Origin of the sequence: Cetobacterium sp. ZWU0022, assembly GCF_000800875.1 — a bacterium.
Lineage (GTDB): Bacteria > Fusobacteriota > Fusobacteriia > Fusobacteriales > Fusobacteriaceae > Cetobacterium_A.
Map to the genome: position 1 here is coordinate 1 of NZ_JRJZ01000156.1, position 26,369 is coordinate 26,369.

Sequence of the window (26,369 nt, forward strand, 5' to 3'; positions counted from 1 at the left end):
AATTTGAAAAAAGTATCTTTCCTATTAAACTTTATTAGTTACTAGCTGAGTAGTTACAAAATTAGTGAAAGCAGTTTTTACATTCATTTGAGCATTAGCAAGAGATAAGCTATCAACTTCTTTCAAAAATGGAAATTCAGATTTAAGAGAAGCAGGAGTAATAATTTTATTTTTACCCTCTAATTCATAAATCTCTTTAGCTTTACCTAAAATCTTATTATATACAAACCTAACACAACCAAAAGTCTGTAAAATGAAATTCGCTTGAACTTCATTTGGATATATTCTAAATCTAAAAGCTAAATTATATGTCTTCATAGTTTTACACCTCCTCATATTAGTTATCCAAATATTATAAAGGCTTTTACACTAAAAATCAATAAAAAAACAAAAAAAAGAAAGCCTAAGAGTTTTAGAAATACATTAATATGCTCAGACCCTCTAAAATCGATTTTAAGACCCCTCAATTTTTTTTCATACTAAATTATACAATTCAAAACTTCAAAGCTTTTTTAAGAAGTCTCTATTATAGAGGCTTCTTAAAATATATTTTTTCAAATATTGTTATTTATTTAACTAACGCAACTTTTTTTGTTGACATTCATGTTTTTTAAGCATATAATCTCTCTAATTATTTATTGAAAGGAGAGATTATATGAGACTAATTAAACCTTCAGCTTTAAAAAAAGGAGATAAAGTTGCAACTGTAAGTCTTTCATGGGGTGGAGCTGGAAACTCTGAGATACTTTGGCGTTATGAACAAGGAAAAAAAAGATTAGTCGAAAACTTTGGTCTTGATGTAATTGAAATGCCCAATACTCTAAAGGGAGAGTCTTTTATATATAACCATCCAGAAAAAAGAGCTCAAGATTTAATGGATGCTTTCAAAGATAAATCTATCAAAGGTATTTTCACTTGTATAGGTGGAGAGGACAGTATTCGAATTCTTCCTTTTATAGATTTTAATATTATTAAAAACAATCCCAAAGTTTTTATGGGGTATTCAGATTCTACTGTTACTCACTTTATCTGTTTAAAAGCTGGAATATCTAGTTTCTATGGTCCCTCTATATTAGCAGAGTTCGCAGAAAATTTAGAAATGTTTGACTACACAAAGTATTGGTTTGAAAAGACTGTGTTTGAGAAACTTCCTATTGGAAATATCCCTTCATCTAATGTATGGACAAACGAATATCTTCCTTGGGATATAAAAAATAAATTAACCCCTCGAAATACATTTATTAATAAGGGATATGAGCTCTTGCAAGGAACTAAAACTGTTCAAGGTCATTTGATTGGTGGATGTATGGAAGTTTTAGAGATGATAAAATGCACTGAGATTTGGCCATCTAAAAAAATTTGGAAAAATGCAATTCTTTTTTTGGAAGTATCTGAATCAATTACAACTCCCTTACATCTTGAATATTGGTTAAGAAATTATGGTGCTCAAGGAATACTCAATTCTATTAATGGAATTATTTTTGGAAAACCCAGACACTCAAAATTTTATGATGAATATAAGCAGATTTTACTAAAAGTTATCAGAGACGAGTATAATTTAAAAGATTTACCGATTTTATATAATCTGAATTTTGGACACACATCTCCTATAATAACCATACCTTTTGGTGCTCAAGCTGAAATTAATTGTGAGCAAATTAGTTTTAAAATTTTAGAAGCCGGAGTAATATAGAATTTAGAAAGGAAAAATATGTTTTTAACACCTGAAGAAAAAATTGTTTTTTTAAGAAAAAAATATAACATCACACAAAAAGAATTAAGCAGCTCAAATCTTACCAGACAATTTATTGGTATGATTGAAATTGGTAAAAGAGGGCTCACCTATAAAACTGCAAAAATAGTGGCTGAAAATTTTAATAATATTTTAAAAATTAAAAATTCTGAAACTATTGTTACTCCAGAATTTTTATTAGAAACTAAAGAGGAACAAGCTTTAAAAAGACTAGAAGTAGTAATAGACTCAAGACAAGTAGATAGTAATTTAGAAATCGAAATTTGCTTTGCTGAATTAAATGATTACAATAAAAAGAAAATATCAATTTTATTAGGAATTCTTTACTTCGAACTAAAACAAATTATATTTTCGAAAAAATATTTAGAAATTGCTTTGACTTTACATAAACCCTTAGAAAATTTAGAAATCTTGCTTTATTTAGGTCGAATATTTTATTATGAAGATAACTTTTTAAATTTTATAGAATTGATTACACCTAACTTAAATAAACTTCTAAAAAATAATATTGATATAAGCACTAAAATTCTGTATAACTACGCTTACTCTTTATATAAAATTAAAGATGTCCAAACATCTAACAAGATTCTACTCACTCTTTTAAAAAGAAAAAATGAGTCTGAAATAAATTTTAAAATTAACAATTTGATTGCGATTATCTCTTATTCAGAACTCAATAAAATAAATAAAGCTATCAAAAGTTATAAAAAATTACTCGAAAACTCTACAGTTGAAGAGAAATTAGTGATTTATGGTAATCATTTAGAAATATTTTTAATTAATAAATCAAAAATAGATTTTGATGAGGTCAAAAATAATATTTTAAAGATTTTAGGTTTTTACGAAACTTCTACAGACCACAAATTTAAACTATATATATTGATTGCCAAATGTTATCTAGCTTTAAATAACCAAAAAATGGCATATTATTTCTACATGCTTGGGCTGAAGCTACCTAATAATAACCTAATCTCTTTTGATATTAAATATGAGGTAACAATAGATATTTTAAAAAATATATCATTAGATGAAATACAAATGAATGAAGTAATTGAAATATTTTTAGAATTTTTTAATCTAAATAAAAATTATAAAATGGCTTTAGCTTTTATTAAAAATTTAAAGTCTGAAGATAGAAAGCTAGATATACTTTCTAAATTAGAATAATAAATTTATCATCCAATAAAAACTAAACAAAGGGGGAATGAACTATGTTTAAAGGAAAAAAAATAAAATTAAGAGCTTACAAATCAAGTGAAGTACAAACAGTTTTAGATTTAATAGAAGAAGAAGGATTAAGAGATACACTTGTTATTGATACTGTTTTTCCAATGTCATATGAATCTGAAAAAAACTTTATTGAAAAATGCTGTAACTACAACGGTGATCTTTTCAATTTCGCAATCGAATCACTAGAAAGTAACGAATATATCGGAGGATGTGGAATAAATAACATCGATAGAAAAAATAGCAACGTTACTATTGGAATCTGGTTAGGTAAAAAATACCATGGGAAAGGATATGCCTCTGATGCTTTAAGAGTTCTTTGTAAATTCATTTTTGATGAAATGAATATCCATAAAATAAAATTAAACTATTTTGATTTTAATGAAGCTGGAAAAAGATGTTACGAAGCTGTAGGATTCAAAGAGGATGGAAGACACCGACAAGAACAATATAGATATGGAAAATATCACGACACTGTAAGTATGAGCCTTTTTAAAGATGAGTTAAAATAGATAATAACGTTCATTTGATTTTATATGTAAAATATGTCAAGAAGCATCAATGACTAATGATGAATTTTTTTACCTTTTAGAAAACTCTAAATCAGAAGAGGAAAAAGAGTTTTATGTAAATATGAAAAATTTCTTTTTACAAAAAGGAATGGAAAAAGTAATAAATCAAATTTAAAATTATAGTTAAAGGATAAAGATTTTTACTCTTTATCCTTTTTTTATTCTTTATTTTAATTTACCCTCATAAATTCTAGGGCTTCTAACTCCTGGCTTTATCTCTCCATTTATAGAATAAATCGTATCTCCTATTTTAACTAACCCTTCTCCACAAGGTGCCATAAATGGTATTTCTCCCATCGATTCCCAACTATTTGTTTTGGCATTATAAACCAACATATTTTTATTCCAATTAAAATCTTGAGGATCTTTATTAAAATAACTTTCTCTATAATTTTTTAAAGCCTCTCCTTTTAGTGAACCCAATTTTAAATTCGCATCATCCCAAATCTCCTTATTAAATCCACCTATTACTAGCATTTTACTGCTATCTAATTTAACTGAATTTGCACCTAAAACTGAAATTCCATGATTATTCAATTCTACATCCTTTGCTTTTAACCAACTATCTTGAGAGAAACTATACGCATAACCATCTGTAAAAGCAACCCCTGTTCCACCACCAAATACATATAGCATCTCCTCTTTACCATTATGTAAAATTTGACCAACCGGCTGACTTCTTTCTGTTCCCGGGAACATTTTTAATTCAGAAGTTTTACCTGATACTAAATTGTATTTGTAGAAATTCTTGCTATCTTTTCCATTTTGTTTCCCTGCAACGATATATATATCATCATCTTTTAATACGGCTACACCACTATGATATTCAAATGGTAACTTTCCTATTGTTTTTACCTCTATATCTGTTTTATCTTTATTTAATCCTACAAAAATAATTTCATTTGATACGCCAGTTTGATAAGTTCCTCCTATATAATAGATTCCTTTTTCTGTAGAAATAGCACTTCCATATCCTATCTCTTTTGGTAGATGAGTGTGCTTAATCAATTCTAATCCATTTGATGTTTTTTTCATCAAATATAAATCTGAATATACAATTTTTGCACCACCTTCAAGAACTGGTTTATATGGAAAATTCGCTCCACCAGCTACAATCACATACTCCCCTATATGTCCAGCTAAAGGTCCTGCTACTCCGTACTGCTTCTCAAAACCTTTTGGTGCTTTTAAATCCCCAATGTGTTTCCAAGTAACCTCTTTAATCTCCTTATTTTTTATTGTCCCAGTAGAGCATCCCGTAATTCCTAAACTTAAAACCACTAAACCTAATGCTATTTTTTTCATATATACCTCCCACCAACGTTATCTAATAATGATATATACTTTATTTTATCGAGATTGTCAAAATTTTTTTCAGATAGAAATATTATTTTGAAAATAATTTAATCTATTGAAATTTAATACCAAACTTCATTAATCTTTTTTCAAATTCTCAACAATTGAAAGATATGATAATATGTTCACATGCTTTAAAAAAATATTTCAAAGGAGTTTAGAATGAAAAAACTTTTAATTGCTATATCAGTGCTAGTTTCTGCTAATTTATTTAGTGCTGAATTCAAAAGTGAAAAAGGAAGTATGGATTTTCCAAATTTAAAAATAGAAAAAGTTGAGGGTGCTACTTATATGGCTTTAGACAGTAAATCTGGAGAAGCTTATGTTTTTGGATTAGCTAATGATGTTCTTTTAGACGCTAAAAAAGGAATCTCTCAAAAAGAGGTAATCGGATTTTATGATAGCTTAGAAGAAAATGATTTAGTTGTTGAACTATATGATGTAGATTTTTCAAATGATATATTAACTGTTAAACCGACTTATGAAGATTTTAAAATTATATTTACTAAAGAGGAATCACAAAAAATAGTAAATACTGTATTAGGAGGAAAGTAATATGAAGAAAATCTTAGCAATCTTAGGAATTCTAACTTCTATGAATCTTTTTGCGGCAGATATTGTTAAAAATGATGTAGCTACATCAACTGATAAAATAGGAATGTTTGTTCAAAATAGTAACGCTTATTTTGCACTACAAACTAAAAATGGAGCTGTGGTAACTTTTGGTTTACCAAAATCTGTTTTAATAAACACATTCAAAGATGGAGAAGCTAGAATACAAATCCCTGGTATTATAGCAAATGCAAATAAACCTGAAGAAAGTGCTTTACAATTTTATCATATACAATATGATAAATCTGCAGATGTTCTTGTTTTAGACTTCGCTGGAACTGAAGACTATATCGTTTTCAATAAAGATGAAATTTCAAAATTCGGGCAAATATTAGAAAAGGACGGTAAATAATCATGAAAAAATTTCTTGCTTTAATTATGTTAATCATATTAACAACAACATCTTTTGCGAGATACCATAGACCTGTACATCCTGTTGTTAGACACGAAATAGCAAAAGCTCATATTCGTCACGAAATCAGACAGGAAGTTAGAAAAGATATAAGAAGAGAGATCAGAAAAGAAAAAAGAAGAAGAGAAGCTATCGGAGCTGCAGTTGTTGGAGCTGTCGTTGTTGGAGGAATTATAGCTAATAGCAACAATAACAATGACTACTATAGACCGGTACCAACACCATATAACGGATATTAAAAAAAGATTACTTAGGGGGTTTCACCTCTAGGTAATCTTTTGCTTTATATAATCAATTTTTATTTAGAAAAAACCTGCACTATATCTTCTAAAATTTGCTCTCTATTTAAATGATTATTTTCATAGATTTCTTCAGAAGTTAATCTATCTGTAAATTCATTCTTCCCACCAAAATTTATGACTTTCATGTCTGATGCTCCGTAATATCTAGTTATCTTTTCTCCGAATCCACCATTTAGTACACTATTTTCTAACGTTATAACTAATTTATGATTTTCTTTTAATGTTTCTAATAATTGTTCATCTACTCCTGTTATAAATCTAGGATTAATAAGTGTTGCATCTATTCCATGCTTCTCTTTTAAATCAGCTTTTACGTCTTCTCCTAACTGATAAAAATCTCCCAAAGCTAAAATAGCAATATCTTTTCCTGATTCAGTTACAATATATCTATTGATATCATAAAAATTATTTTTTAATGGCATCTCAGTTTGAATTACTCCCAAAGATGGAACTTTTATAGAAACTGGATGTTCATTTTGATCAATTGCCCAATCTAACATCGCAAAATATTCCTCTTTAGATGTCGGAGCCAAATAAACCATATTTGGAATATTTCCAACTACTTGAGTATCGAAATATCCTAAATGTGTTACATCACTAAATCCTGTCAATCCTCCACCAAAAACAAGAATTACTGCAGGATTATTGTTTATACAAAGATCTTGAGAAAGTTGATCATAGCATCTTTGTATAAAGGTACTGTAAACAGCAAATATAGGTTTAGCTCCATTTTTCGCCATTCCAGATGCTAGAGCCACCGCATGCTCCTCCGCTATTCCAACATCAATAAACTGCTTCCCAGCTTCTTTTCTACGATCTTCATTAAATGCAACAACACTTGGTGTTCCAGCTGTTATAACAGCAACTTTTTCGTCCTCTTTCATCTTATTTAAAAGATAAGCCCCTGTTAACTCTGAATAGTTATCACCAAATTGAAAGTTTCTTTCTCCAGTCTCAAGCTCAAATGGCATCCCATAGTGCCAATTCTCTTTGTTCTTTTCAGCTAATTCATATCCTTTTCCTTTTATAGTTTTCACATGGACAACAATAGGTTTATCAGTATCTTTAACTTTTTCAAAAGCCGAAATTAATGACTCTAAACTATGTCCATCTTCAACATAAATATAATCTAATCCCATTGCTTTGAAAAAATTACACTCAGCCTTTCCTTTTGTTTCTCTTAAAAGTTTTAAATTATTATATAATCCTCCATAATTTTCAGCTATTGACATCTCATTATCATTTACAACTATAATCATATTTGTCCCAGTTTCAGCAGCATTATTCAAACCTTCGTAAGCTTCTCCACCACTTAAAGAACCATCTCCTATAACTGCAATTATATTTTCTTTAGTTCCAACTAAATCTCTTCCCTTAGCAAGCCCACATGCCAAACTAACAGATGTTGATGTATGACCAACTTTAAAGAAATCATGCTCACTTTCATCTGGATTTGTATAGCCAGAAACTGAGAAATACTCATTCGAATTTAAAAAGGCATGCTTTCTTCCTGTTAACATCTTATGAGCATATGATTGATGTGACACATCATAAACTATTTTATCAATTGGCGAATTAAATACTTTATGCATTGCTACTGTCATTTCTACCATTCCTAAGTTTGGACCTATATGTCCACCAACTGTGCTAAGTTTATTCAGTAAAGCAATCCTTACCTCTGTACATAACTGTTCTAAATCTTTTATTGTTAAATTTTTTAAATCTTTTGGTGAATTTATTTTCCCTAAAATCATTCTCATCACTCCTTTTATTTTGGATATAACTCATCTTAGCATTTAGAGTTAACTCTAAGTCAAACTTTTTTTATTTTTTCCAAATTAAATCAATTACAAATATCTAGATTTTTGTATTTCCTTATGTTAAACTTGTGATAATATAACTCGCACAAGGAGGTTCCCATGAAAACTTTTTATATTTCTATGCTCCTTTTTTTATTTTTACTACCTCAAAAATTATATACTAACAACATTCATCCTGATTTACATTTAAAACTTTTAAAGAATGTAGAAATTGAACTTAATTCTATTTTAAAATTCAAAAGTAATAAAATGAGCTATGATATTATTATTGAGTTTCCTGAAAGTAAAAATTCTATTATTTTGAGTAAAGAAAATTTAGAAAAAAAAGTTAAAAGTGTCTTTTTATACGATATTAACGGAGATAACATCAATGAAATTTTTATTATTTTTAATCAAAATAATAAAAATTCATTAGAGGGATATTCTTTAAAACAAATTTTCAACTACACTATTGACGAAGAGAATTTTGAACCAGAATTTTTTAAAACATTAAATATTGCTACAAAAAATGAAATTGATAAAAAAATTGCAAACATCAAAAATTTTGATGCTTCCTCTGCAAAAAAAGAATTAGAAAAATTATTTCCTTATTATAAAGTTGTAAACTTTAATAACTATAATCAATGGGACGTTATAAGTAAAGTTGGAAAAGAAAATTACTATTCAAAAAGCTTTTATTATCTTTATGAACTAGACCCTTCAGATTATGAAATATACAATCTACAAAAATATTTTAATATTTATTCATTAAATAATTTAACTTTTCATTCATACATTAACGAAGATCAAATTTTAATGAAAAATGATAAATATTTTTTCACTTTTAACATACAGAATTATGGTTTGATAACACTTGAAGAGGTTTTCGAAGGAAAAGATGAGAATGGTAAAATAATTAAAAATGGTAAATACTATAACTCGAAAGAATACGGTTCCTATACTGAAAATATAAAAAATAATATTTGGACTTCATATATATATTATAACGAATTAGAAAGATATATTCCTATAAAGCTAACATACAACAATGGGGTTTTAATACAAAAAGATATTTTATATAGATACTCAAACGAATTAAAACTTTATTCATCTGAATTTTATAATGAAAAAAATGAAATTGATTTTATTCATTATTATGATCCTAATGGAGAAATTTCTCAAATAAAAAAATTTAAAAATAATATTTTAGAGAAAGTTATGAACTACACTCATTTTAAACGAGAATATGGAATTTTCGATAAAAAAACTAACCCAAAAACTGGTTATGAATATTATGAAGCTCGAAAATCATTAAGTTCCTTTAAAAATTTAAATATTATAGATGCAAAAATAGAAAATAAAGAGTTAAATCTTTATTCGTTGCCTTTTGAAAACGGAAAAAATATTTTTATTATTTTTCAAAACTACTCTCCCGGAAAAGTTTTTACTGAAGGCCTTAGATATTATGAAGACCCTTTAAAATACTTTGGAATCAAAGAAATTTTTTATGGAGAAAAATTAAAGGATAATATTCAAAGTCTAGATGATATTCTAAAAAATGGCTATTTTGAAGAATTTAATCTAGGTTCTTTTCCCGGTGTCACATCTATAACTAGACCATACGCAAATATTGAGAGTATAATTTCTTCTGGAATTTATAAAAACAATAAAAAAGATGGAATCTGGAAAACATATTCACCAAATAGAGGTGATTTATTAGATCTTAAAACATATAAAAATGATATTTTGGATGGTTCATATGAAATTTATCAAGATGAAATTTTATCGGAAAAAGGTAAATTTATAAATTCTGAAAAAATTATTGAATGGAAAGCCCCACCTATGTTTATTTTCAGTTCTTAATTTAAATTTTTAACAAAAAAACACAATGTAATTTGTGTTTTTTTTTATTGTGTGATAATATTAATGAAAAATAGTTTACTAGTAAACTAAATTCAGGAGTGATTTTTTATGATTTATAAAAATAAAGCAAAAATCATATATTTAATTATTTTCATTAGCTTTTTAATTACTTTTATCATTACAGTTGGGGTTCAAATGAACATCCCGTATTCCTCTCGAGCTTTTCTAGAATATCAGATTGCACCAGTTTATAGTAAAGTTTCTGAAAGTGTTGAAAATATATTTGTTCAAAATGGAGAGCAAGTCGAAGCTGGGCAAGCACTTTTTGAACTTGATAAAAAAATTTATACTGCTCAATATATAACTGCCCTCGGTCAGTATAATGAGGTTGTCGATTCTATTCAAAACTTAAAAAACGATATTGAAAAAACAAAAATGTTTATTCAAAAAAATAAGATTTTAGTTGAACAAAATAAAAATGAACTTCAAAAATATGAAAAGCTTTTTCAGAAAAATTATATAAATGAATTAGACTATGAAAATATGAACACAAAACTTATTGAGTCAGAAAAAACTTTAAAAGAAAGTGAAAATCTCTTAAGTAATCTACTTATAAAATATAAAGAGAAAGAGGAAACAACTCCACAGCTTTTAATTGCTAAGGGAAATTTGACAAAAACAGAGATTAATTTAAAAAATACTGTTATTACTGCTCCAATTTCTGGTGAAGTTGTTATGGACAATTTTTATCCTAATACGTTAGTTAAAGAAGATACAACGCTATTTTATATTAAAAATGATAATTCTTTAACTGTTAATGTCGATTTAAAAGAAAAAAATTTGAAATCTATAATAAAGGGAAGACAAGCTCTTATTCTTTTTGATGGCGCTTCTCAAAATATAATAAAAGGAGAAGTTCAAAAAATAACTCCTATTCTCGCTGAAGGTTTTTCTACATCAAATACTCTCGTTAATATAGTTGACGATAATCGTTGGATTAGAGATCCCGGAAAAATTAGAGTTACTATAAAAATTGAAAGATCTGACTTAATCAAAAATCTATCTAGTGGCTCTAAAGCTTCAGTAGTACTACTTCCTGAAAATAATAGTTTGTTTTATTCTATTTTGGCAAATTTGTGGATTAATATTATAAGGGTGTTTAATTATGTTTACTGATTACACTAAAGATATTTTAAGAAGTCTTTTAGCTATTGTTCTTGGAATAACCATTAGTAAATATACATCATATAGTTTTAGTTTTGAAATTCCTATAATAGCATTAAGTACAGTTACAACTATGAAAGTATTTAATTTTAAAAATTTTATTAAACAAAATTGTTGGCTTGTTATTGCTACCGCATTTGGTCTTCTTGCCTCGGAAATATTTAAAGAAAAATTTATACTTTTTTTTATTTTCACTTTTAGTATATTTTTTAGCTGTTTTTATTATATATATTTAAATCCAAAGATATCTTCTAATATTATCTTAGGATATTCTTTCACAACAATATATTCAACATATAATAATTTAAATATTGAAACTATGGTCTACGACGTTTTTATTGTTACTACTTTAGGAGGAATTTTAGGGTTTTTTATCCTACTTTTTCTTCCTAATTCAAAAGAAGAAAAAATAAAAGCAATTGATTTAGATAAAAAAACTCCTAATATAAATTTATATCTTGTAGTTTTAATTAGTATTTTAGTTTCAATAACGTGGTTTCTTTATATATTATTTGATATCAAAGATGCTTTCTTTGCTTTTGCCACTCTTGCTATTATGTATGGAAATTTAGATTTGAAGAAAATCCAAGCAATGACACCGTTAATAATAAAAACACATATTTTAGGTTGCTTTATTGCCATCCTATATTCTTTTTTAGTTATTGGTCTAAGTAAATCTATCTTCTTTTTTACTCTTTCTCTTTCATTGATATTCTTTCCAATGTTATACTTAAAGTATTATGGAGAAACAAACATACATAAAACTATAGGTAATGGACTTATTGCAGCTACTATTCTACCAGTTTGTTTATATCTGAATCCAAAAAGTGATATTGCTGGTAAGGCTGGAACTCGAGCATTACAAATTACTTTTGTACTACTTGCTTCTTCAATCTTAATCAAATTTCTAATAAGTTTAGGAGGAAATAAATATGAAAAATAATTTAGCTGCCTTAATTTCAAAATTAAATAGATATCAAAAAAAATATCTAAATCATCATTTAAAAGATACAGATTTAGAAGCTTCTCAAGCTATTATTCTTTTGAAAATAAAAGAGAATTCTGAAATAACGCCAAAAGAGATTTTCGAAATGGGAATAGTTGAAAAACCATCCGTTAGTAAAATTTTAAAGAAATTAGAAGACATGAATTTCATTGAAAAAAATTCTTCAAATAAAGATGGTCGAAGTTATTCTGTTTCTCTTACAGAAGATGGTCTTAAAATGTGTTCCTTTATAGATTCTATTATAAATGAATTAAATATAGTATATGAAAAAATAGCATCGAAGTTTTTAAGTGAGGACCTCATGAAAATCTTAAATGAAGTTTATAATGAAAAATAATAAGAATTATCTTAAATGTTTCAGGCTGTAGACAAGTTACTATCTACAGCTTTTTTTATTTGGATGCAATATTTTATATTCTATTTTTATATTCTATTCCCCATAATTCCATATGCTTGATAATTCCCCTCAAGCTATTTCCTACTTCACTCAAATTATACTCTACTCTTAGTGGTACTTCAGGATATACTTTTCGATTTATAAGACCATCTTTTTCTAGAGATTTAAGATTCTCCGTTAAAACCTTTTGGCTAATACCCGGAATGTCTCTTCTCAACTCATTAAATCTAAAAGTTTTATGAAGTAAATTTTTTATAATCAACAGTTTCCATTTATTTCCAATGAGTTGGATTGTTGTTGCTACTGGGCACTCTGGTAACTCTTCTTTTGTTAACACGATAATCCCCCCTAAAATTTTTATTTTATTTGAGTATAACAAATATTTTAGAACTCTGTCAACAGTTACAAAAAGGTTACTAGCTAACAAAAAGGTGCCTAATTTACAATTAAGATATATCCGCTATAATATAAATATATTTTTTAAGGAGAGTGAGATTATGAATGAAATTATTAAATGTATATTAGAAAGAAGATCTATTAGAAAGTTCAGTTCCAAAGAGATTAATAAAAAGGATTTAGACTTAATTTTAAAAGCTGGAGAATACGCTCCTTCTGCAGAATCTGAATATAGATGAGAGTTTTTCTCCCGTTTGCCATATAGCTCTAGGCTATCCAGATACAGAGATTCCAAAAGCAAAACCTCGTAAAGATGGAAGAATTATTTTTATGAAATAATAATAAAAATCCCTCTAATAAGTTATTAGAAGGATTTTTTTTTATCTATAATCTTGACAAATAATTAACTCACAATTTATTTCATTTGTATTTAAAGGTACTGTCGCTCCTATCGTTGGCATTGATGTTCCAAAATATGCAAATGCACTACTCGATTTGATTCTTCCATAAGCCATTCCCATTTCACTTGTAGAGTTTCCTCTATTAACTCCCGCTATAAAATAGATATGTCTATCAAACTCTTTTTTTACAGGCATAAGAGCATAATACTCTCCATCAATCTTTCTTATCTCAGGAATATACTTTATTAATAAATTTTCTAAAAGAATATTTGTTGCAGCATCTACAACACTTAGTGAGCACTCTTTCATACTTCCTTCTTTATAATTCATAACCCTAATTAAAACATAGCCCACATATTTTTTAGGTGAGACAACAACATCTTTGCATCCCCAAAATATATTTGGCCCTCCTGCACTCCAGCTACTCACACCTCTATTTGAAGTTCTATAAAAATCATATCTAGCTTTAAAAATTAAATCTTTTTCATCTATATTAGTTTCAACTGTTGGAGTATCTTCTACAACTGCTCCTGTTCCAATATTATTTTTATGAACTAAAGTTTTTTCCCAATTTCCACTTGGTTTTGTATAGAAGAAACAGTTTGAAAGCATATTTTGATTCTGTGAATCGCTGTTTATACTCCAAGTTCCACCTTCACTGGCATTTATAATAACACCTTTTGTTGAGCCTTTGAAAACTATATCTCCATCAAAAAATTGACAACCAGTTAGCATATAACCTACCTCTACATTCTCAAATCTAATAGAGTCATCTATATTATGATTAAATTGACAACCAGTAAAAGAAGCATGTGAGTTATTTGGATAAGTTACACCATCCGTTGTTCCTCCAACTACTTTAGCACCATTTTGATTTCTATTAAATTGTGAATTAGAAACCATGTTGTTTCCACCACCAGTAAAATATCCGATATAGTTTTCAGCTGAGATACAACCATTTAATTGACAGTACTCACCTCTCACATCATTTTTTATTCCAATATAATTTCTAAATGCTTTAAAATTATTTAAAATTGGAACTTTATAATATTGTGCTGATGAACTATATCCTGTATTTTTTATTTTTATTCCAGAATCGTTGCAACCACTAGCAGAACATCTGTTTAAAGTTACAGATAAACACCCATCTAAATACCAACCAATTTGATTTCCTTTAGCTATCGGTCTAATAACCTCATTTTTTCCAGAAACATGAATATTTTCTATTAAACAACTTACTCCACTTAAAATTCTAATAACTTTATCCTCTAGATTACTCATAAAAACTGTATTTATCTCACCTCTTAAATGAGTTCCATTTGGAATATTCAAGTAATCTATCAAATAGGTTCCGCTAGGAACTCTAATCTCTTCTCCTATATGTGTATCTATTATATTTTGAATTATCAAAGTTTGATTTAAACTTCCATCTTTTATAACATTATCAAAATAGCTAACAACTCTTTTATTTTCACTATTTTCCCATATATTTTCTACCATTATCCCTCCAAAATCAGTCAATTTTTTAACTAATTTAAGTATAACATATTTTAAATAATTTTAAACTATTTCGAATAAAAAAAACGATTTATCTCTTTAATAAATTTAAAGAAATAAATCGCTAAATTTTATACTTTTAAATCTCCTCACCGCATCTTTTTAAAAGTGCTTCCCATTTTCTGTCTACATCTTTTTGAATCTCTTCTAAAAGATGTTCATTTCCTGGTTTGAAAAGATGTGCAAATCTTCCTTGAATTTTTAAAAACTCTGTTATCGGTAACTTATTTTTTGGCTTGTAAGAAAGTTTCCACTCGCCATTTATAACTTCAAACAGTGGCCAATAACAAGTTTCAACAGCCAATTTACAAACTTCCATCAATTTCTCAGGAGGATATCTCCACCCTCTTGGGCACGGTGCAAGAACATTCATAAAAGCTGCTCCCTCTGTATAAATAGCTCTTTCCGCTTTCTCTTGTATATCTTTAAAATTTCCTATAAATGTTGTCTGACCAACATATGGAATGTTATGTGCTGCCATTATATCTGTTAAATCTTTTCTTCCTTGTGGTTTTCCATCGCTTTCTCTTCCTAAAGGAGATGTTGTTGTATCTGCAAATTTAGGTGTAGCTGACGATCTTTGAATTCCTGTGTTCATATAAGCTCCGTTGTCATAACACACATAAACCATATCATGACCTCTTTCCATAGCACCTGAAAGTGATTGGAATCCAATATCGTAAGTTCCTCCATCTCCACCAAAAGTTATAAATTTATAAGTATCGTTTAATTTTCCTCTTCTTTTTAAAGCTTTGTATGCTGCTTCCACACCACTTGTTGTTGCAGCAGCATTTTCAAAAGCTGAATGTATAAACGAATCTTTCCAAGCTGTGTATGGATATAAAAATGTTGAAACCTCTAAACATCCTGTTGCATTTGAAATAACAGCTTCATCTTCAACTTTTAAAGCTCTAAGCATAGCTCTTGCTGCTACTCCTGCTCCGCATCCAGCACAAAGTCTATGTCCTCCAGTCAATCTTTCTGGTTTATTCATTTGTTCTTTAAGATTATATGCCATGTGAACTACCCCCTTACTCCTAAGTGTCTGTAAACTCTTCTTACTTCAAAGTCATTTGTGTCAGATAAAATTTGCTCTGAGTGAGATAAAATCTCTACTCCATTTTCTAAAAGTTCCTTTGAGTGTGCTTCATGAAGAAGTTCATTGAAAACTGTTTTTATAGAATCAACAGTTACATCTCTTCCACCTAGTCCATAAACGTAGTTGAAAATCTCTGGTCTATCATGTGAATCGTAAAGAGCCGATCTCACCTCTGCAAAAAGTGGTCCTCCTGCAGCTGAGAATCCTTCACATTTATCCATTACTCCTATAACTTTTTTTCCACTTAAAGCATGTTTTAATTCATCAAATGGAAACGGTCTAAATACTCTTATCTTTATAAGACCAACTTTTTTTCCTTCAGCTCTTAATTCATCAATCGCAGCTTTAGCTGTTCCAGCCGTTGAGTTTAAAACTATAATAGCCACATCTGCATCATTCATTTTATACTCTTCAAAGAATGAATATTTTCTTCCAGTCAACTCCTCATACTCTTTTGCTACATCTTTTATAACTTTTTTTGCATTTATCATTGCATGAGCTTGTTGAACTTTATGCTCCATATAATAAGCTGCCGTATCGTATGGCCCATGAGCTATTTTTCTAGCTGAGTTCAAAAGGTAATCCTCTGGTTCATACTCTCCAACAAACTTTTTAACTTTTTCATCCTCTAAAATCTCTATACACTCCACAGCATGGCTTGTTATAAATCCATCTTGGCAGACCATAGCAGGAAGTTGAACACTTGGATGCTCTGCTATTCTTACAGCTTGAATGTAGTTATCGTACGCTTCTTGATTTGTTTCACTATATATTTGAATCCATCCAGTATCTCTAGCACCCATTGAGTCACTATGATCTGCATTTATATTTATTGGTCCTGTTAAAGCTCTATTTATAAGAGCCATAGTTATTGGTAATCTCATTGATGACGCAACATATAGCATCTCCCACATTAATGCAAGACCACATGATGATGTTGCTGTAACTGTTCTAGCTCCCGCTGCTTGTGATCCAATACAAGCTGACATAGCACTATGCTCTGATTCTACTGGTATAAACTCTGTGTTCACAACTCCATCAGCTACATATTTCGAGAAATATTGAGGTATCTCTGTCGATGGTGTTATTGGAAATGCTGGCATTACATCTGGGTTTATCTGTCTCATAGCTGTTGCTACGGCTTCGTTTCCTGACATTCTTTCTCTTATACTCATTTACTCCACTCCTTTTTACGCCTTTGTGAACTCTATCGCTTTAAATGGGCATACTGCATAACATACTCCGCAGCCTTTGCAATGGTCTTGGTCAAAATCAACTCTTTTTCCATCTTTCATCGGAATAGATGAATCGGGACACACTGGAACACAAAGAAGACATTGTTTACAATTTTCCTCTATAAACTCAACCTTCATTGTTCGCCAATCTCCAGTTTTAAAATTTTCCGCACTTCCAGATTCATAAACTACTCCTCCAGGAGTTATATCCTTCCAAGAGATAGTTTCATCTATAATTACACCATTTTTATTTTTCATTATCCTTCCACCTCATCCATCGAACGTTTCAATGCACACATATTTCCATCTAAAACTCCAGGCTTACTAGCAAACTTATGTTTAAATGACTCCTCCATATTCTGTATGAATTCATCTTCTGCAATAAGTCCACTAACCTTTACTACAGCTCCTAGCATCGGCGTATTTGGGAAGTTTTTTCCTAGACACTCTTCAGATATCTTTCTAGCATTACAAACAAAAACTTTTCCTGAATATCCTCTAAGTTCAGCTCTAATTTCATCAACAGTTCTTTCACTGTTTACTATTATTGCTCCCCCATCTTTCAATCCTTTTTCTACAGGAATAGATTTTATTAAAGTTTCATCTACTACAACTACAAAATTTGGTTCATAAATATTTGAATGAACTCTGATTGGTTCATCTCCTATACGATTATAAGCTGTTATTGGTGCTCCCATTCTTTCTGGTCCATACTCTGGGAATCCCTGAACATACATTCCACTACTAAATGCTACATCGGCTAAAAGAAGTGAAGCGGTTTTTGCTCCTTGTCCACCTCTTCCATGCCATCTGATCTCTACCATTTTGCTCATACCCTACCACCTTTTTTATTATCTTTTAGTCGTTTAGTTTTCTTGAAAACTATACTAATTCTAAACCTTTTCTTAAATCCTCTATAATATCCTCAACATTCTCAAGTCCAACAGATATTCTAACGAGACCATCTGTAATTCCAGCTGTTAATCTCTCCTCTCTTGTATATGGTGAGTGCGTCATTGAAGCTGGATGTTGAATTAATGTTTCTGTATCTCCCAATGAAACTGCTAACGAACAAAGTTCTAAGTTATTTAATAAAGTTTTTCCAGCTTCAATTCCACCTTCTAATTCAAATGCAAAAATTCCACCAAAATCTTTCATCTGTTTAACAGCAATATCGTGACCTGGGTGTGTGTGTAGTCCAGGGTAGAATACTGTTGTCACTTTTGGATGAGTATTTAAAAATTCTGCAACTTTTTTCGCGTTAGAACAGTGTCTTTCCATTCTAATCTCTAATGTTTTCATTCCTCTAATTATATAATAAGCATCCATTGGACTTAAAACTGCTCCAGTCATATCCTTAACTCCAACAAGTCTAATTTGTGTTACTAAATCTTTTGAACCTACCACAAATCCTGCTATTACATCTCCGTGACCATTTAAATATTTTGTTGCTGAATGAACAACAATATCAGCACCTAAAGTCAAAGGCTTTTGACAATAAGGAGTAGCAAAAGTATTATCTACAACTACAAGTGTATTATCATTTCTATGAGCAATCTCAGCAACTTTTTCTATATCTACTATTTTTAAATTTGGGTTTGCTGGTGTTTCTAAATAAATCACTCTTGTGTTACTTCTCATAGCTTTCTCTACAGCTTTAAGGTCTGATGTATCAATAAACTCAACTTCAATTCCAAACTTTGTAAGCCCATGGCTCATAAGTGCAAAAGTACACCCATAAAGCGTTTTATCAGAAATAACATGATCTCCAGCTTTTAAAACTGTCCACATAGTTGAAGCGATAGCTCCCATTCCTGAAGCTGTAGCTAATGCTGCTTCTCCCTCTTCTAAAAGAGCTAATTTTTCTTCAACAACTGTCACAGTCGGATTTCCTAGTCTAGAATATATGTATCCATCCTCTTCCAATGCGAATCTTCTTCCACCTTGTTCAGCTGAATCGAATATAAAAGTTGATGTTTGATAAATTGGTGTTGCTAAAGTTCCAAATGGATTTTTTGTACTTCCTCCATGAATAGATGTAGTTCCAAAACCACTTTTAATATTTTTATTCATAACTACCGCCTCCATATCAATCTTATGCCAACATTATACACCTTTATATATTTTTAACAAACATTTAGACCAAAAACTGTTCTATAACACTTTTTTTAGAATGTTTATTGCAATAAAAAAAAGCAAGAATCAGTTTGCTTGCTTTTCATTTTCTCTATTTTTTTCTCTATTTTACTTCGATATGCTTTATAATTTTAGCTGGATTTCCACCAATAACTACATTGTCCCCAAAACTTTTAGTTACAACAGATCCTGCTGCTACAACAACATTATCTCCCAAAGTTACTCCAGGTGCTATAACCGATCTACCACCTATCCAAACATTATGACCAATTTTTACAGGCTTTCCATACTCTTTCCCTGAGTTTCTTTCTGTTGGATCAACTGGATGAGTTGCTGAATATATATGTACCCCCGGAGCTAGCATTGCATTATCTCCTATTATAATTGGACAGATATCCAATAGTAAGCAATCATAATTTGCATAGAAATTCTCTCCAATTTCTATATTGTAACCATATTCCAATCTAAAATTAGATTCGATATGTAAATTTTCTCCTGTTTTTCCTAAAAAATTCTTCATTAAATTTTTTCTAATTTCATAGCTTGTATCATCTGTTGAATTATATTTTTGACAAAATCTTTTAGCATCATCTTTATCTTTTAAAAGTTGTGCATCTGTTGGATTATACATCTCTCCAGCTATCATTTTTTCTTTTTCAGTTTTCATAAGCTTCCCCCTTTAGTTTCAAATGTCTGTATGATACAATTAATTTCATATTTTTGCAACGCTTTTTCTTTCTAAAAACTCAAAACCTATGCTTTGAAGTTTTTCAATCTCTAGATTTCCAATTAACTTTACGATACTTTCTGCTGCGAGCTTTCCTGTCATTTCATTAAAAAATCTTACTGTTGTAAGTGAAGGAATAATTATATCTGAAACTTTATAACCTCCAAATCCAACTACAGAAACTTCTTCTGGAATTTTTACTCCCAAAGTATTCAACGCTTTAATTGTACCAAAAGCCATATTATCTGTTGCACATATTATACATGTAACTTTGTTATCTTTCAAATATTCAAAAACTAAAGCTTCAGTTTTGTCAAAACTAAAATCACTTTCAATTATCTGCACATCACAATCATATTTTTTTAGCTCATTTATAACAGCTCTTTTTCTAATACTTCCAACCAGGATATCTTTTTCATTTACTCCTACATACAAAATATCTTTATGTCCTGATTTTGCTACATAACTCCCAACTGTTTTTCCTGCACCAATTTCATCATTTGCTATCGAATATGCTTCGTCACAAATCTGTCCAACAAACAGTACTGGAATTTTACTTTTTTTTACAAATATCTTATGTTCATCTCTGACTTCTGTAGCAACCAATATTATTCCCTCAACTTTTAATCTTGAAAGATTCTCTAAGTTTGCTAACTCTAACGAGATATCATGATTTGTATTTATTATTAAAGGTATATACCCTAACTCTCTAAGTCTATTATCTAACTGCATCAAAATTGTTGAGGTAATTGTTGAATCTAAACATGGGACAATAACTCCTATAAATCTATTGTTTTTAGCTTTTATTCCTCTAGCAAAAACATTCGGTTCATAATTGTTTTCCGATATGACTCTCTCTATCTTTTCTTTTACAGTTTCACTGACGTATCCATCATTTAAAAATCTAGAGACAGTACTTTTTCCCACGCCTGAAAGTTCTGCTATTTCTTTAATCGTTAATTTTTTCTTCATAATATTTTCACATCTCTCTAAATTTTTTTATAAAACTATTAATTTAAATTATAACCTATTGATTTTAACTTTTCAATTTTTATCAAAAAAAATATATTTTACAAAGATATATTCGTTCATAAAACAAACCTTAAGACTTTTTTTAGTTTAAAATATCTGTTTTACAAAAATTAAAAATTGACTTTTTGTAAAAAATATAATATATTAAATCATATGTGGGACCGTTCCCATATTGAAAAATAATTTTATATTTTGGAGGTTTCAAAATGGATTATAAAAAAACTGCTGAATTTATTCTTGAGAATATTGGAACAGAAAATAACCTTTCAACTGTTGGACACTGTGCAACTAGATTAAGAGTTGTTGTTAAAGATCAAGCTCTTGTTAGTTTAGACAACTTAAAGAAAAATTCTGATATCAAAGGAGCTTTTTTCTCTAATGGACAACTACAAATTATACTGGGTCAAGGAGCTGTTAATAAGGTTTGTGCTATTATTTTAGGTGAAGCTAAAATAGAAGAGTCTTCTTTAGAAGATGTAAAAAAAGATCAAATGAAAAATCTTAACGTTTTCCAAAGATTTGCTAGAACACTTTCAAATATATTTGTACCTATTATCCCAGCTATTGTAGCTAGCGGTTTACTAATGGGTGTTTTAGGGATGGGGAAAACTTTCGGGTGGTTTGCTGGTGATTCGTCGCTATTTGAACTACTTGATATGTTCTCAAATACAGCCTTTGTATTCCTTCCTATTATCTTAGCTTTCTCTGCTGCAAAAGAGTTTGGAGCAAATCCATATCTTGCTGCTGCCCTTGGAGGAATTTTAATACATCCAGCTCTACAAAATGCTTGGACTGTTGGAAATGGAATATCTGGATACTTCAATCTATTTGGAATGAATTTTGCTAAAATTGGATATCAGGGAACTGTTTTACCTATACTGATTGCTGTGTGGGTTATGAGTTTAATCGAAAAAAATCTAAGAAAAATCGTACCTAATATGCTAGATATTATTGTAACTCCATTTTTAACAATACTTATAACTGGATTTATAAGCATAACTATTATTGGACCTTTAGGAAGAGTTATCGGAGATGGGATATCTTTCGGTCTACAATATATATACACAACTTTAGGAGTTTTTGCCGGAATAATTTTAGGTGGAAGCTACTCATCTATCGTTATCACTGGAATGCATCACAGCTTCCATGCTATAGAAGCTAATCTTTTAGCTAATCCAAACGTTGGAAAAAATTTCCTACTACCTCTTTGGTCTATGGCAAATGTTGCTCAAGGTGGAGCTGCAATGGCTGTATTCTTTAAAACTAAAAGTACAAATATGAAATCTATCGCTCTTCCAGCTGCACTTTCATGTCTTTTAGGAATTACAGAAGCTGCACTATTTGGTGTTAACTTAAGACTTGGAAAGCCATTTATTGGAGCTATTATTGGTGGAGCTTTAGGAGGAGCATATATAACTTTAACTAAGGTATCTATGAACGCTGTTGGTGTTACTGGAATTCCTGGAATCTCTATTGTTCAACCCGAATCTATGATAAACTATATAATTGCTTTGCTTATAAGCTTTATAGGAGCTGGAGCTGCAACTATCATCCTTGGATTTAAAGATGAGGTGTAATATGTGGAGAAGTAGATTTCATATCGCACCACCGTACGGATTACTAAATGATCCGAACGGTCTTATCTATTGGAAAGGTGAATATCATCTATTTTATCAGTGGAATCCAAACGCTTGTGAACACGGAGCAAAACATTGGGCACATTTAAGAAGTAAGGATTTAATAAACTGGGAAACTCTCCCTGTTGCTTTGAGTCCAACTGACTCATTTGATAAAGATGGATGCTATTCTGGAAGCGCTATAGAAAAAGATGGAGAGATTCATCTTTTCTATACTGGAAATGTAAAAAATAATGGAGTTAGAGAGAGCTATCAATGCTTAGCAACCTCTAAAGATGGAGTACATTTCGAAAAAAAAGGTCCCGTTATACATGATAAAGATATTCCAAAAGGATATACTCGTCACTTCAGAGATCCAAAAGTTTTTATTGAAAACAAAATTTATAAAATGGTTATAGGTGCTCAAAGAGTTGATTTGACTGGTACAGTTGTAGTATTTTCATCAGCAGATTTAATAAATTGGACTTTTGAGAAAGAGGTTATAAATGCAGATTTTGGATTTATGTGTGAATGTCCAGATTTTATAACTGATAAAGAAAGCTCAGCTTTACTTTTCTCTCCTCAAGGAATAGATGCAGACGGAGATTTGTACAACAACAGATATCAATCATGTTATATTATAAGAGAGTTAGATGAAGTAAATAAAAATGATTTTATAGAATTAGATCGTGGTTTTGAATTTTATGCTCCTCAAACTTTTATTGATGAATATAATAAAAATGTTTTAATAGGATGGATGGGAATGCCTGAAGAGTTAGATCATCCTACAATTGAAAAAGAAAATTGGATACACTCTTTAACATTACCAAGAACTTTGGAGATAAAAAATAATAAAATTTTCCAAACTCCGCATCCTAATTTAAAAAAATTAAGAAAAGAAAAAATTCAACTTGAAGAAATTAAAGTTAAAAATAGTTTTGATCTTTCTAATTTAGGAATAAGTGGAGATACTTATGAATTAATTATTGATTTAAAAAATCTAGATACAGATTTCAAAATAGATTTAAGAAAAAATGAAAACGAAAAAACTACTTTCTCCTATGATTTCAAAAATAAAAAAGCTACCTTAGATAGAAATCATTCTGGAACAGGATACACAGGAAACAGAAGCTGTACTTTGCAAAATTTAGAAAAAATTCATATTTTTATGGATAAATCATCTGTTGAAATATTTTTAAATGATGGTGAAGAAGTATTTACTGCAAATATTTATCCAAATAAAAGTAGTTTAGGTATTGAAATTATGACCAAAATGGTGTTTACTATACCTATGATAAAGTTTTTTAGAATTTAATGGAGGGTATAATGAAATTAGGAGCTATTGAAGCTGGAGGAACAAAATTCGTTTGCGGAATTGCAACTGAAAATGGGGAGATATTAGAAAGAGTAAGCTTTGCTACTGAAACACCAGAAATTACTTTACAAAAAGTTTACGACTTTTTTAAAGATAAAGGAGTTGAAGCTATTGGTGTTGGATCATTTGGTCCAATCGATCCAAATCCAGAGTCTGAAACTTATGGATACATTACAAAAACACCAAAAAAATATTGGAGCGATTTTAATTTAATTGGAGAGTTACAAAAAAATCTAAATGTGCCTATGGCATTCGATACTGATGTAAATGGAGCTGCACTTGGAGAAGCAACTTGGGGCGCTGCAAAAGGTTTAAAAAATTGCTTGTATTTAACTATTGGAACTGGAATCGGTGGAGGTCTTCTTACTTCTGGAAAACTAGTTCACGGTATGCTACATCCTGAGATGGGTCATATATTTGTTAGAAGACATTCTGAGGATACATATGCTGGTAAATGTCCATTCCACCATGACTGTCTTGAAGGTTTAGCTGCAGGTCCAGCTATTGAAGAAAGATGGGGAGTTAAAGCTTATGAATTACCTGTTGATCATAAAGCATGGGAAATTGAAGCTTATTATATTGCACAAGCACTTATGAGCTATATTTTAATTGCTTCGCCGGAAAAAATAATTCTTGGTGGAGGAGTTATGAAACAGATGCAATTGTTCCCTTTAATTAGAAAAAATGTTAAAGAGTTGTTAAATAACTATGTTCAAACTAAAGAGATTTTAGAAGATATAGATAATTATATTGTCCCTCCTGGTCTTGGAGACAATGCTGGATTATTAGGTTCTATCGCTTTGGCTTTAAATATCTAATCAAAATATAAATAACAAGAGCTATCGAAATGATAGCTCTTTTTTATTTATCCTAATGTATATAAAATAACATACTTTTTACATTATTTTAATTTTGTATTAACCTTTTACTTATATAATAGATATAATTAAAAATTTATATACAGGGAGATATTAAATGAATATTAAAACAACTTTATTTCTAATTGGAGCTTGTGCATCAATGGCTTATGCTTCAGATTTTGAGTACCTAGGAACTAAACAACCTTATCACTTTGAAAAATCAGTAGTTACTCCTATACCTGAAGGATATAAACCACTTTTCATCAATCACCTAGGAAGACATGGATCTAGACATCTTTCTTCACCTAAATATGATATATCTGTTTTTGAACTGCTTTCAATCGCTGAAAAAGATGGAGGAATCACTCCTGAAGGTCTTAAATTAAAAGAAAATGTTGCCAAAATTATGGAGATTGAAAAAGGAAACTATGGACTTCTAACTGAGGTTGGGGCAGAAGAGCAAAGAGGAATTGCAAAAAGATTCTACGAAAATAATCAAGATATCTTTGGTAGAGAAATCATAGCTAGTTCTACGCATGTAGAAAGAGCTCAACAAAGTAGAGATGCTTTTATGGGAGAATTAGCAAAATATACTCCTGCAACTAACTTTAAAATTTCTACAAATGGAGAAAAAGATGAAATATTAAGATTCTATGACCTTTCTCCTGAATATGAGGAGTTTGCTGATAATGGAAAATGGAAAAAAGAAGTTAAAGAATATGCAAAAAGTAAAGACTTTAACAATGAAGTTTTAAACAAACTATTTTCAAAAGAGTTTATCGCAAGACTTGAAAAAGGGGAATTCAATCTAAAAGACGCTAAAGGAAAATCTGTTTTAAAAACTCCTACAGATGCTGTTAGAAATATTTATGACCTTTATATTATTCAATCTAATATCGGAGTAGATTTAGGAATAGGTAAATTATTCTCTCAAGACCAACTGAAATGGTATGAAGAGGTAGATAACTTATACGACTTCTACGAAAAAGGACCTGGAAAAAACGGAGAAGATATTGCTACTACAATTGCGTTACCTTTATTAAAAGACTTCATTGTTACAAGTGATAATGCTCTTGCTAACAAAAATATAACTGCAAACTTAAGATTTGCACATGCTGAAACAATGATTCCATTCATAACACTTTTAGAAATTAATGGAATGGCTGTTAAACAAGATAAAGTTGAAGATGTTTACAAAACTTGGTTAGGTAGAGATGTATCTGGAATGTCAACAAATGTTCAGTGGCTATTCTATACAAATGATAAAAACGAAGTTATCGTAAAAATGCTTCACAATGAAAAAGAGGCTAGTTTACCTATCAATAGCTCTATGAAACCTTATTATAAATGGAATGACGTTAAAAGTTTCTACGAAGCAAAATTAAAATAATCTATAATCTGGAGGGAATTAA

28 protein-coding genes are annotated in these 26,369 nt (G+C 29.7%); 16 read left to right on the forward strand and 12 right to left on the reverse strand.

Annotation, left to right across the window (positions count from 1 at the left end):
* Positions 1-24: 24 nt before the first annotated feature.
* The gene (locus L988_RS11195) at positions 25-318 is read right to left on the reverse strand and encodes a helix-turn-helix domain-containing protein (protein WP_047384317.1); all 294 of its coding nucleotides are present in this window, start codon (positions 316-318) and stop codon (positions 25-27) included.
* Between the two features lie 337 nt (positions 319-655).
* Between L988_RS11195 and L988_RS11200 the strand changes: the two genes are divergently transcribed.
* The 4 genes from L988_RS11200 to L988_RS14065 all read left to right on the forward strand — a co-directional run bounded on the left by L988_RS11200 (position 656) and on the right by L988_RS14065 (position 3,667).
* Positions 656-1,693 (forward strand): S66 peptidase family protein, encoded by a 1,038-nt coding sequence (locus tag L988_RS11200; RefSeq protein WP_047384319.1) that lies wholly within the window; start codon positions 656-658, stop codon positions 1,691-1,693.
* Positions 1,694-1,813: 120 nt separating this feature from the next.
* Positions 1,814-2,920, forward strand: coding sequence for a hypothetical protein (locus L988_RS11205; RefSeq protein WP_197053971.1), 1,107 nt, complete (start codon positions 1,814-1,816; stop codon positions 2,918-2,920).
* 44 nt (positions 2,921-2,964) lie between these two features.
* Positions 2,965-3,492 carry a GNAT family N-acetyltransferase gene (locus tag L988_RS11210; protein ID WP_047384323.1) on the forward strand — a complete coding sequence of 176 codons (528 nt, stop codon included), beginning with the start codon at positions 2,965-2,967 and terminating at the stop codon, positions 3,490-3,492.
* A gap of 49 nt (positions 3,493-3,541) precedes the next feature.
* Positions 3,542-3,667 (forward strand): hypothetical protein, encoded by a 126-nt coding sequence (locus L988_RS14065; protein WP_255359942.1) that lies wholly within the window; start codon positions 3,542-3,544, stop codon positions 3,665-3,667.
* 50 nt (positions 3,668-3,717) lie between these two features.
* Here the strand turns inward: L988_RS14065 and L988_RS11215 are convergent, their stop codons facing one another.
* Positions 3,718-4,857 (reverse strand): cyclically-permuted mutarotase family protein, encoded by a 1,140-nt coding sequence (locus tag L988_RS11215; RefSeq protein WP_047384325.1) that lies wholly within the window; start codon positions 4,855-4,857, stop codon positions 3,718-3,720.
* A gap of 213 nt (positions 4,858-5,070) precedes the next feature.
* Between L988_RS11215 and L988_RS11220 the strand changes: the two genes are divergently transcribed.
* From L988_RS11220 to L988_RS11230, 3 genes are read left to right on the forward strand one after another with little or no spacing between them, the layout of a single operon-like run.
* Complete coding sequence (locus L988_RS11220; RefSeq protein ID WP_047384326.1) at positions 5,071-5,463, forward strand: hypothetical protein; 393 nt, start codon at positions 5,071-5,073, stop codon at positions 5,461-5,463.
* A 1-nt stretch (position 5,464) separates the two neighbouring features.
* Complete coding sequence (locus tag L988_RS11225) at positions 5,465-5,872, forward strand: hypothetical protein (protein WP_047384328.1); 408 nt, start codon at positions 5,465-5,467, stop codon at positions 5,870-5,872.
* Between the two features lie 2 nt (positions 5,873-5,874).
* Positions 5,875-6,171, forward strand: coding sequence for a hypothetical protein (locus L988_RS11230; protein ID WP_047384329.1), 297 nt, complete (start codon positions 5,875-5,877; stop codon positions 6,169-6,171).
* 59 nt (positions 6,172-6,230) lie between these two features.
* On the opposite strand, the gene L988_RS11235 is transcribed toward L988_RS11230, so the two are convergent.
* Positions 6,231-7,988, reverse strand: coding sequence for a 1-deoxy-D-xylulose-5-phosphate synthase (locus tag L988_RS11235; RefSeq protein ID WP_047384331.1), 1,758 nt, complete (start codon positions 7,986-7,988; stop codon positions 6,231-6,233).
* A 165-nt stretch (positions 7,989-8,153) separates the two neighbouring features.
* On the opposite strand from L988_RS11235, the gene L988_RS11240 reads away from it, so the two are divergent.
* The 4 genes from L988_RS11240 to L988_RS11255 all read left to right on the forward strand — a co-directional run bounded on the left by L988_RS11240 (position 8,154) and on the right by L988_RS11255 (position 12,463).
* The gene (locus L988_RS11240; RefSeq protein ID WP_047384333.1) at positions 8,154-9,896 is read left to right on the forward strand and encodes a hypothetical protein; all 1,743 of its coding nucleotides are present in this window, start codon (positions 8,154-8,156) and stop codon (positions 9,894-9,896) included.
* 108 nt (positions 9,897-10,004) lie between these two features.
* Positions 10,005-11,072, forward strand: coding sequence for an HlyD family secretion protein (locus L988_RS11245; protein ID WP_047384335.1), 1,068 nt, complete (start codon positions 10,005-10,007; stop codon positions 11,070-11,072).
* On the forward strand, positions 11,062-12,063 hold the full coding sequence (locus L988_RS11250; RefSeq protein WP_047384337.1) for a hypothetical protein: 1,002 nt from the start codon (positions 11,062-11,064) through the stop codon (positions 12,061-12,063). The genes L988_RS11245 and L988_RS11250 overlap by 11 nt, the downstream gene beginning before the upstream one ends.
* Positions 12,053-12,463: a MarR family winged helix-turn-helix transcriptional regulator gene (locus tag L988_RS11255; RefSeq protein WP_047384339.1), complete on the forward strand. Its 411-nt coding sequence runs from the start codon at positions 12,053-12,055 to the stop codon at positions 12,461-12,463. The genes L988_RS11250 and L988_RS11255 overlap by 11 nt, the downstream gene beginning before the upstream one ends.
* A gap of 73 nt (positions 12,464-12,536) precedes the next feature.
* On the opposite strand, the gene L988_RS11260 is transcribed toward L988_RS11255, so the two are convergent.
* On the reverse strand, positions 12,537-12,860 hold the full coding sequence (locus L988_RS11260) for a helix-turn-helix domain-containing protein (protein WP_047384340.1): 324 nt from the start codon (positions 12,858-12,860) through the stop codon (positions 12,537-12,539).
* Positions 12,861-13,020: 160 nt separating this feature from the next.
* Here L988_RS11260 and L988_RS13870 point away from each other — a divergent pair, with 160 nt between their 5' ends.
* The gene (locus L988_RS13870) at positions 13,021-13,158 is read left to right on the forward strand and encodes a nitroreductase family protein (protein WP_197053428.1); all 138 of its coding nucleotides are present in this window, start codon (positions 13,021-13,023) and stop codon (positions 13,156-13,158) included.
* Between the two features lie 141 nt (positions 13,159-13,299).
* Here L988_RS13870 and L988_RS11265 read toward each other — a convergent pair whose 3' ends face one another.
* The 8 genes from L988_RS11265 to L988_RS11300 all read right to left on the reverse strand — a co-directional run bounded on the left by L988_RS11265 (position 13,300) and on the right by L988_RS11300 (position 21,046).
* Positions 13,300-14,820, reverse strand: a complete 1,521-nt coding sequence (locus tag L988_RS11265; RefSeq protein WP_047384342.1) for a hypothetical protein — start codon at positions 14,818-14,820, stop codon at positions 13,300-13,302.
* A 136-nt stretch (positions 14,821-14,956) separates the two neighbouring features.
* Positions 14,957-15,895: a thiamine pyrophosphate-dependent enzyme gene (locus tag L988_RS11270; protein WP_047384343.1), complete on the reverse strand. Its 939-nt coding sequence runs from the start codon at positions 15,893-15,895 to the stop codon at positions 14,957-14,959.
* 5 nt (positions 15,896-15,900) lie between these two features.
* Positions 15,901-17,151, reverse strand: a complete 1,251-nt coding sequence (gene porA, locus L988_RS11275; RefSeq protein ID WP_081982906.1) for a pyruvate ferredoxin oxidoreductase — start codon at positions 17,149-17,151, stop codon at positions 15,901-15,903.
* 15 nt (positions 17,152-17,166) lie between these two features.
* A complete protein-coding gene (locus tag L988_RS11280; protein WP_047384345.1) occupies positions 17,167-17,469 on the reverse strand; it encodes a 4Fe-4S binding protein in 303 nt (100 codons plus the stop codon).
* The gene (locus L988_RS11285; protein WP_047384346.1) at positions 17,469-18,044 is read right to left on the reverse strand and encodes a 2-oxoacid:acceptor oxidoreductase family protein; all 576 of its coding nucleotides are present in this window, start codon (positions 18,042-18,044) and stop codon (positions 17,469-17,471) included. Before L988_RS11285 ends, L988_RS11280 begins: the two co-directional genes overlap by 1 nt.
* Before the next feature lie 49 nt (positions 18,045-18,093).
* Positions 18,094-19,284 carry a methionine gamma-lyase gene (megL, locus tag L988_RS11290; protein WP_047384347.1) on the reverse strand — a complete coding sequence of 397 codons (1,191 nt, stop codon included), beginning with the start codon at positions 19,282-19,284 and terminating at the stop codon, positions 18,094-18,096.
* A gap of 166 nt (positions 19,285-19,450) precedes the next feature.
* Positions 19,451-20,014: a sugar O-acetyltransferase gene (locus tag L988_RS11295; RefSeq protein WP_047384349.1), complete on the reverse strand. Its 564-nt coding sequence runs from the start codon at positions 20,012-20,014 to the stop codon at positions 19,451-19,453.
* 45 nt (positions 20,015-20,059) lie between these two features.
* The gene (locus L988_RS11300; RefSeq protein ID WP_047384350.1) at positions 20,060-21,046 is read right to left on the reverse strand and encodes a LacI family DNA-binding transcriptional regulator; all 987 of its coding nucleotides are present in this window, start codon (positions 21,044-21,046) and stop codon (positions 20,060-20,062) included.
* Between the two features lie 266 nt (positions 21,047-21,312).
* Here L988_RS11300 and L988_RS11305 point away from each other — a divergent pair, with 266 nt between their 5' ends.
* From L988_RS11305 to L988_RS11320, 4 genes are all read left to right on the forward strand, one after another.
* Positions 21,313-22,683: a sucrose-specific PTS transporter subunit IIBC gene (locus L988_RS11305; RefSeq protein WP_047384351.1), complete on the forward strand. Its 1,371-nt coding sequence runs from the start codon at positions 21,313-21,315 to the stop codon at positions 22,681-22,683.
* On the forward strand, positions 22,673-24,037 hold the full coding sequence (locus L988_RS11310; protein WP_081990337.1) for a sucrose-6-phosphate hydrolase: 1,365 nt from the start codon (positions 22,673-22,675) through the stop codon (positions 24,035-24,037). The genes L988_RS11305 and L988_RS11310 overlap by 11 nt, the downstream gene beginning before the upstream one ends.
* Before the next feature lie 11 nt (positions 24,038-24,048).
* Positions 24,049-24,915 (forward strand): ROK family protein, encoded by an 867-nt coding sequence (locus tag L988_RS11315; protein ID WP_052191832.1) that lies wholly within the window; start codon positions 24,049-24,051, stop codon positions 24,913-24,915.
* 157 nt (positions 24,916-25,072) lie between these two features.
* Positions 25,073-26,347 carry a histidine-type phosphatase gene (locus tag L988_RS11320; RefSeq protein ID WP_047384353.1) on the forward strand — a complete coding sequence of 425 codons (1,275 nt, stop codon included), beginning with the start codon at positions 25,073-25,075 and terminating at the stop codon, positions 26,345-26,347.
* The last annotated feature ends 22 nt before the right edge of the window (positions 26,348-26,369 follow it).

Coding starts and splice junctions, on each gene's coding strand:
- L988_RS11310 (WP_081990337.1), top strand. CDS start 22,673: ATGAGGTGTAATATGTGGAGAAGTAGATTTCATATCGCACCACCGTAC.
- L988_RS11280 (WP_047384345.1), bottom strand. CDS start 17,469: ATGAAAAATAAAAATGGTGTAATTATAGATGAAACTATCTCTTGGAAG.
- L988_RS11195 (WP_047384317.1), bottom strand. CDS start 318: ATGAAGACATATAATTTAGCTTTTAGATTTAGAATATATCCAAATGAA.
- L988_RS11235 (WP_047384331.1), bottom strand. CDS start 7,988: ATGATTTTAGGGAAAATAAATTCACCAAAAGATTTAAAAAATTTAACA.
- L988_RS11245 (WP_047384335.1), top strand. CDS start 10,005: ATGATTTATAAAAATAAAGCAAAAATCATATATTTAATTATTTTCATT.
- L988_RS11265 (WP_047384342.1), bottom strand. CDS start 14,820: ATGGTAGAAAATATATGGGAAAATAGTGAAAATAAAAGAGTTGTTAGC.
- L988_RS13870 (WP_197053428.1), top strand. CDS start 13,021: ATGAATGAAATTATTAAATGTATATTAGAAAGAAGATCTATTAGAAAG.
- L988_RS11205 (WP_197053971.1), top strand. CDS start 1,814: ATGATTGAAATTGGTAAAAGAGGGCTCACCTATAAAACTGCAAAAATA.
- L988_RS11270 (WP_047384343.1), bottom strand. CDS start 15,895: ATGGCATATAATCTTAAAGAACAAATGAATAAACCAGAAAGATTGACT.
- megL (WP_047384347.1), bottom strand. CDS start 19,284: ATGAATAAAAATATTAAAAGTGGTTTTGGAACTACATCTATTCATGGA.
- L988_RS11315 (WP_052191832.1), top strand. CDS start 24,049: ATGAAATTAGGAGCTATTGAAGCTGGAGGAACAAAATTCGTTTGCGGA.
- L988_RS11225 (WP_047384328.1), top strand. CDS start 5,465: ATGAAGAAAATCTTAGCAATCTTAGGAATTCTAACTTCTATGAATCTT.
- L988_RS11240 (WP_047384333.1), top strand. CDS start 8,154: ATGAAAACTTTTTATATTTCTATGCTCCTTTTTTTATTTTTACTACCT.
- L988_RS11215 (WP_047384325.1), bottom strand. CDS start 4,857: ATGAAAAAAATAGCATTAGGTTTAGTGGTTTTAAGTTTAGGAATTACG.
- L988_RS11305 (WP_047384351.1), top strand. CDS start 21,313: ATGGATTATAAAAAAACTGCTGAATTTATTCTTGAGAATATTGGAACA.
- L988_RS11300 (WP_047384350.1), bottom strand. CDS start 21,046: ATGAAGAAAAAATTAACGATTAAAGAAATAGCAGAACTTTCAGGCGTG.
- L988_RS11210 (WP_047384323.1), top strand. CDS start 2,965: ATGTTTAAAGGAAAAAAAATAAAATTAAGAGCTTACAAATCAAGTGAA.
- L988_RS11295 (WP_047384349.1), bottom strand. CDS start 20,014: ATGAAAACTGAAAAAGAAAAAATGATAGCTGGAGAGATGTATAATCCA.
- L988_RS11250 (WP_047384337.1), top strand. CDS start 11,062: ATGTTTACTGATTACACTAAAGATATTTTAAGAAGTCTTTTAGCTATT.
- L988_RS11285 (WP_047384346.1), bottom strand. CDS start 18,044: ATGAGCAAAATGGTAGAGATCAGATGGCATGGAAGAGGTGGACAAGGA.
- L988_RS11200 (WP_047384319.1), top strand. CDS start 656: ATGAGACTAATTAAACCTTCAGCTTTAAAAAAAGGAGATAAAGTTGCA.
- L988_RS14065 (WP_255359942.1), top strand. CDS start 3,542: ATGACTAATGATGAATTTTTTTACCTTTTAGAAAACTCTAAATCAGAA.
- porA (WP_081982906.1), bottom strand. CDS start 17,151: ATGAGTATAAGAGAAAGAATGTCAGGAAACGAAGCCGTAGCAACAGCT.
- L988_RS11220 (WP_047384326.1), top strand. CDS start 5,071: ATGAAAAAACTTTTAATTGCTATATCAGTGCTAGTTTCTGCTAATTTA.
- L988_RS11230 (WP_047384329.1), top strand. CDS start 5,875: ATGAAAAAATTTCTTGCTTTAATTATGTTAATCATATTAACAACAACA.
- L988_RS11255 (WP_047384339.1), top strand. CDS start 12,053: ATGAAAAATAATTTAGCTGCCTTAATTTCAAAATTAAATAGATATCAA.
- L988_RS11320 (WP_047384353.1), top strand. CDS start 25,073: ATGAATATTAAAACAACTTTATTTCTAATTGGAGCTTGTGCATCAATG.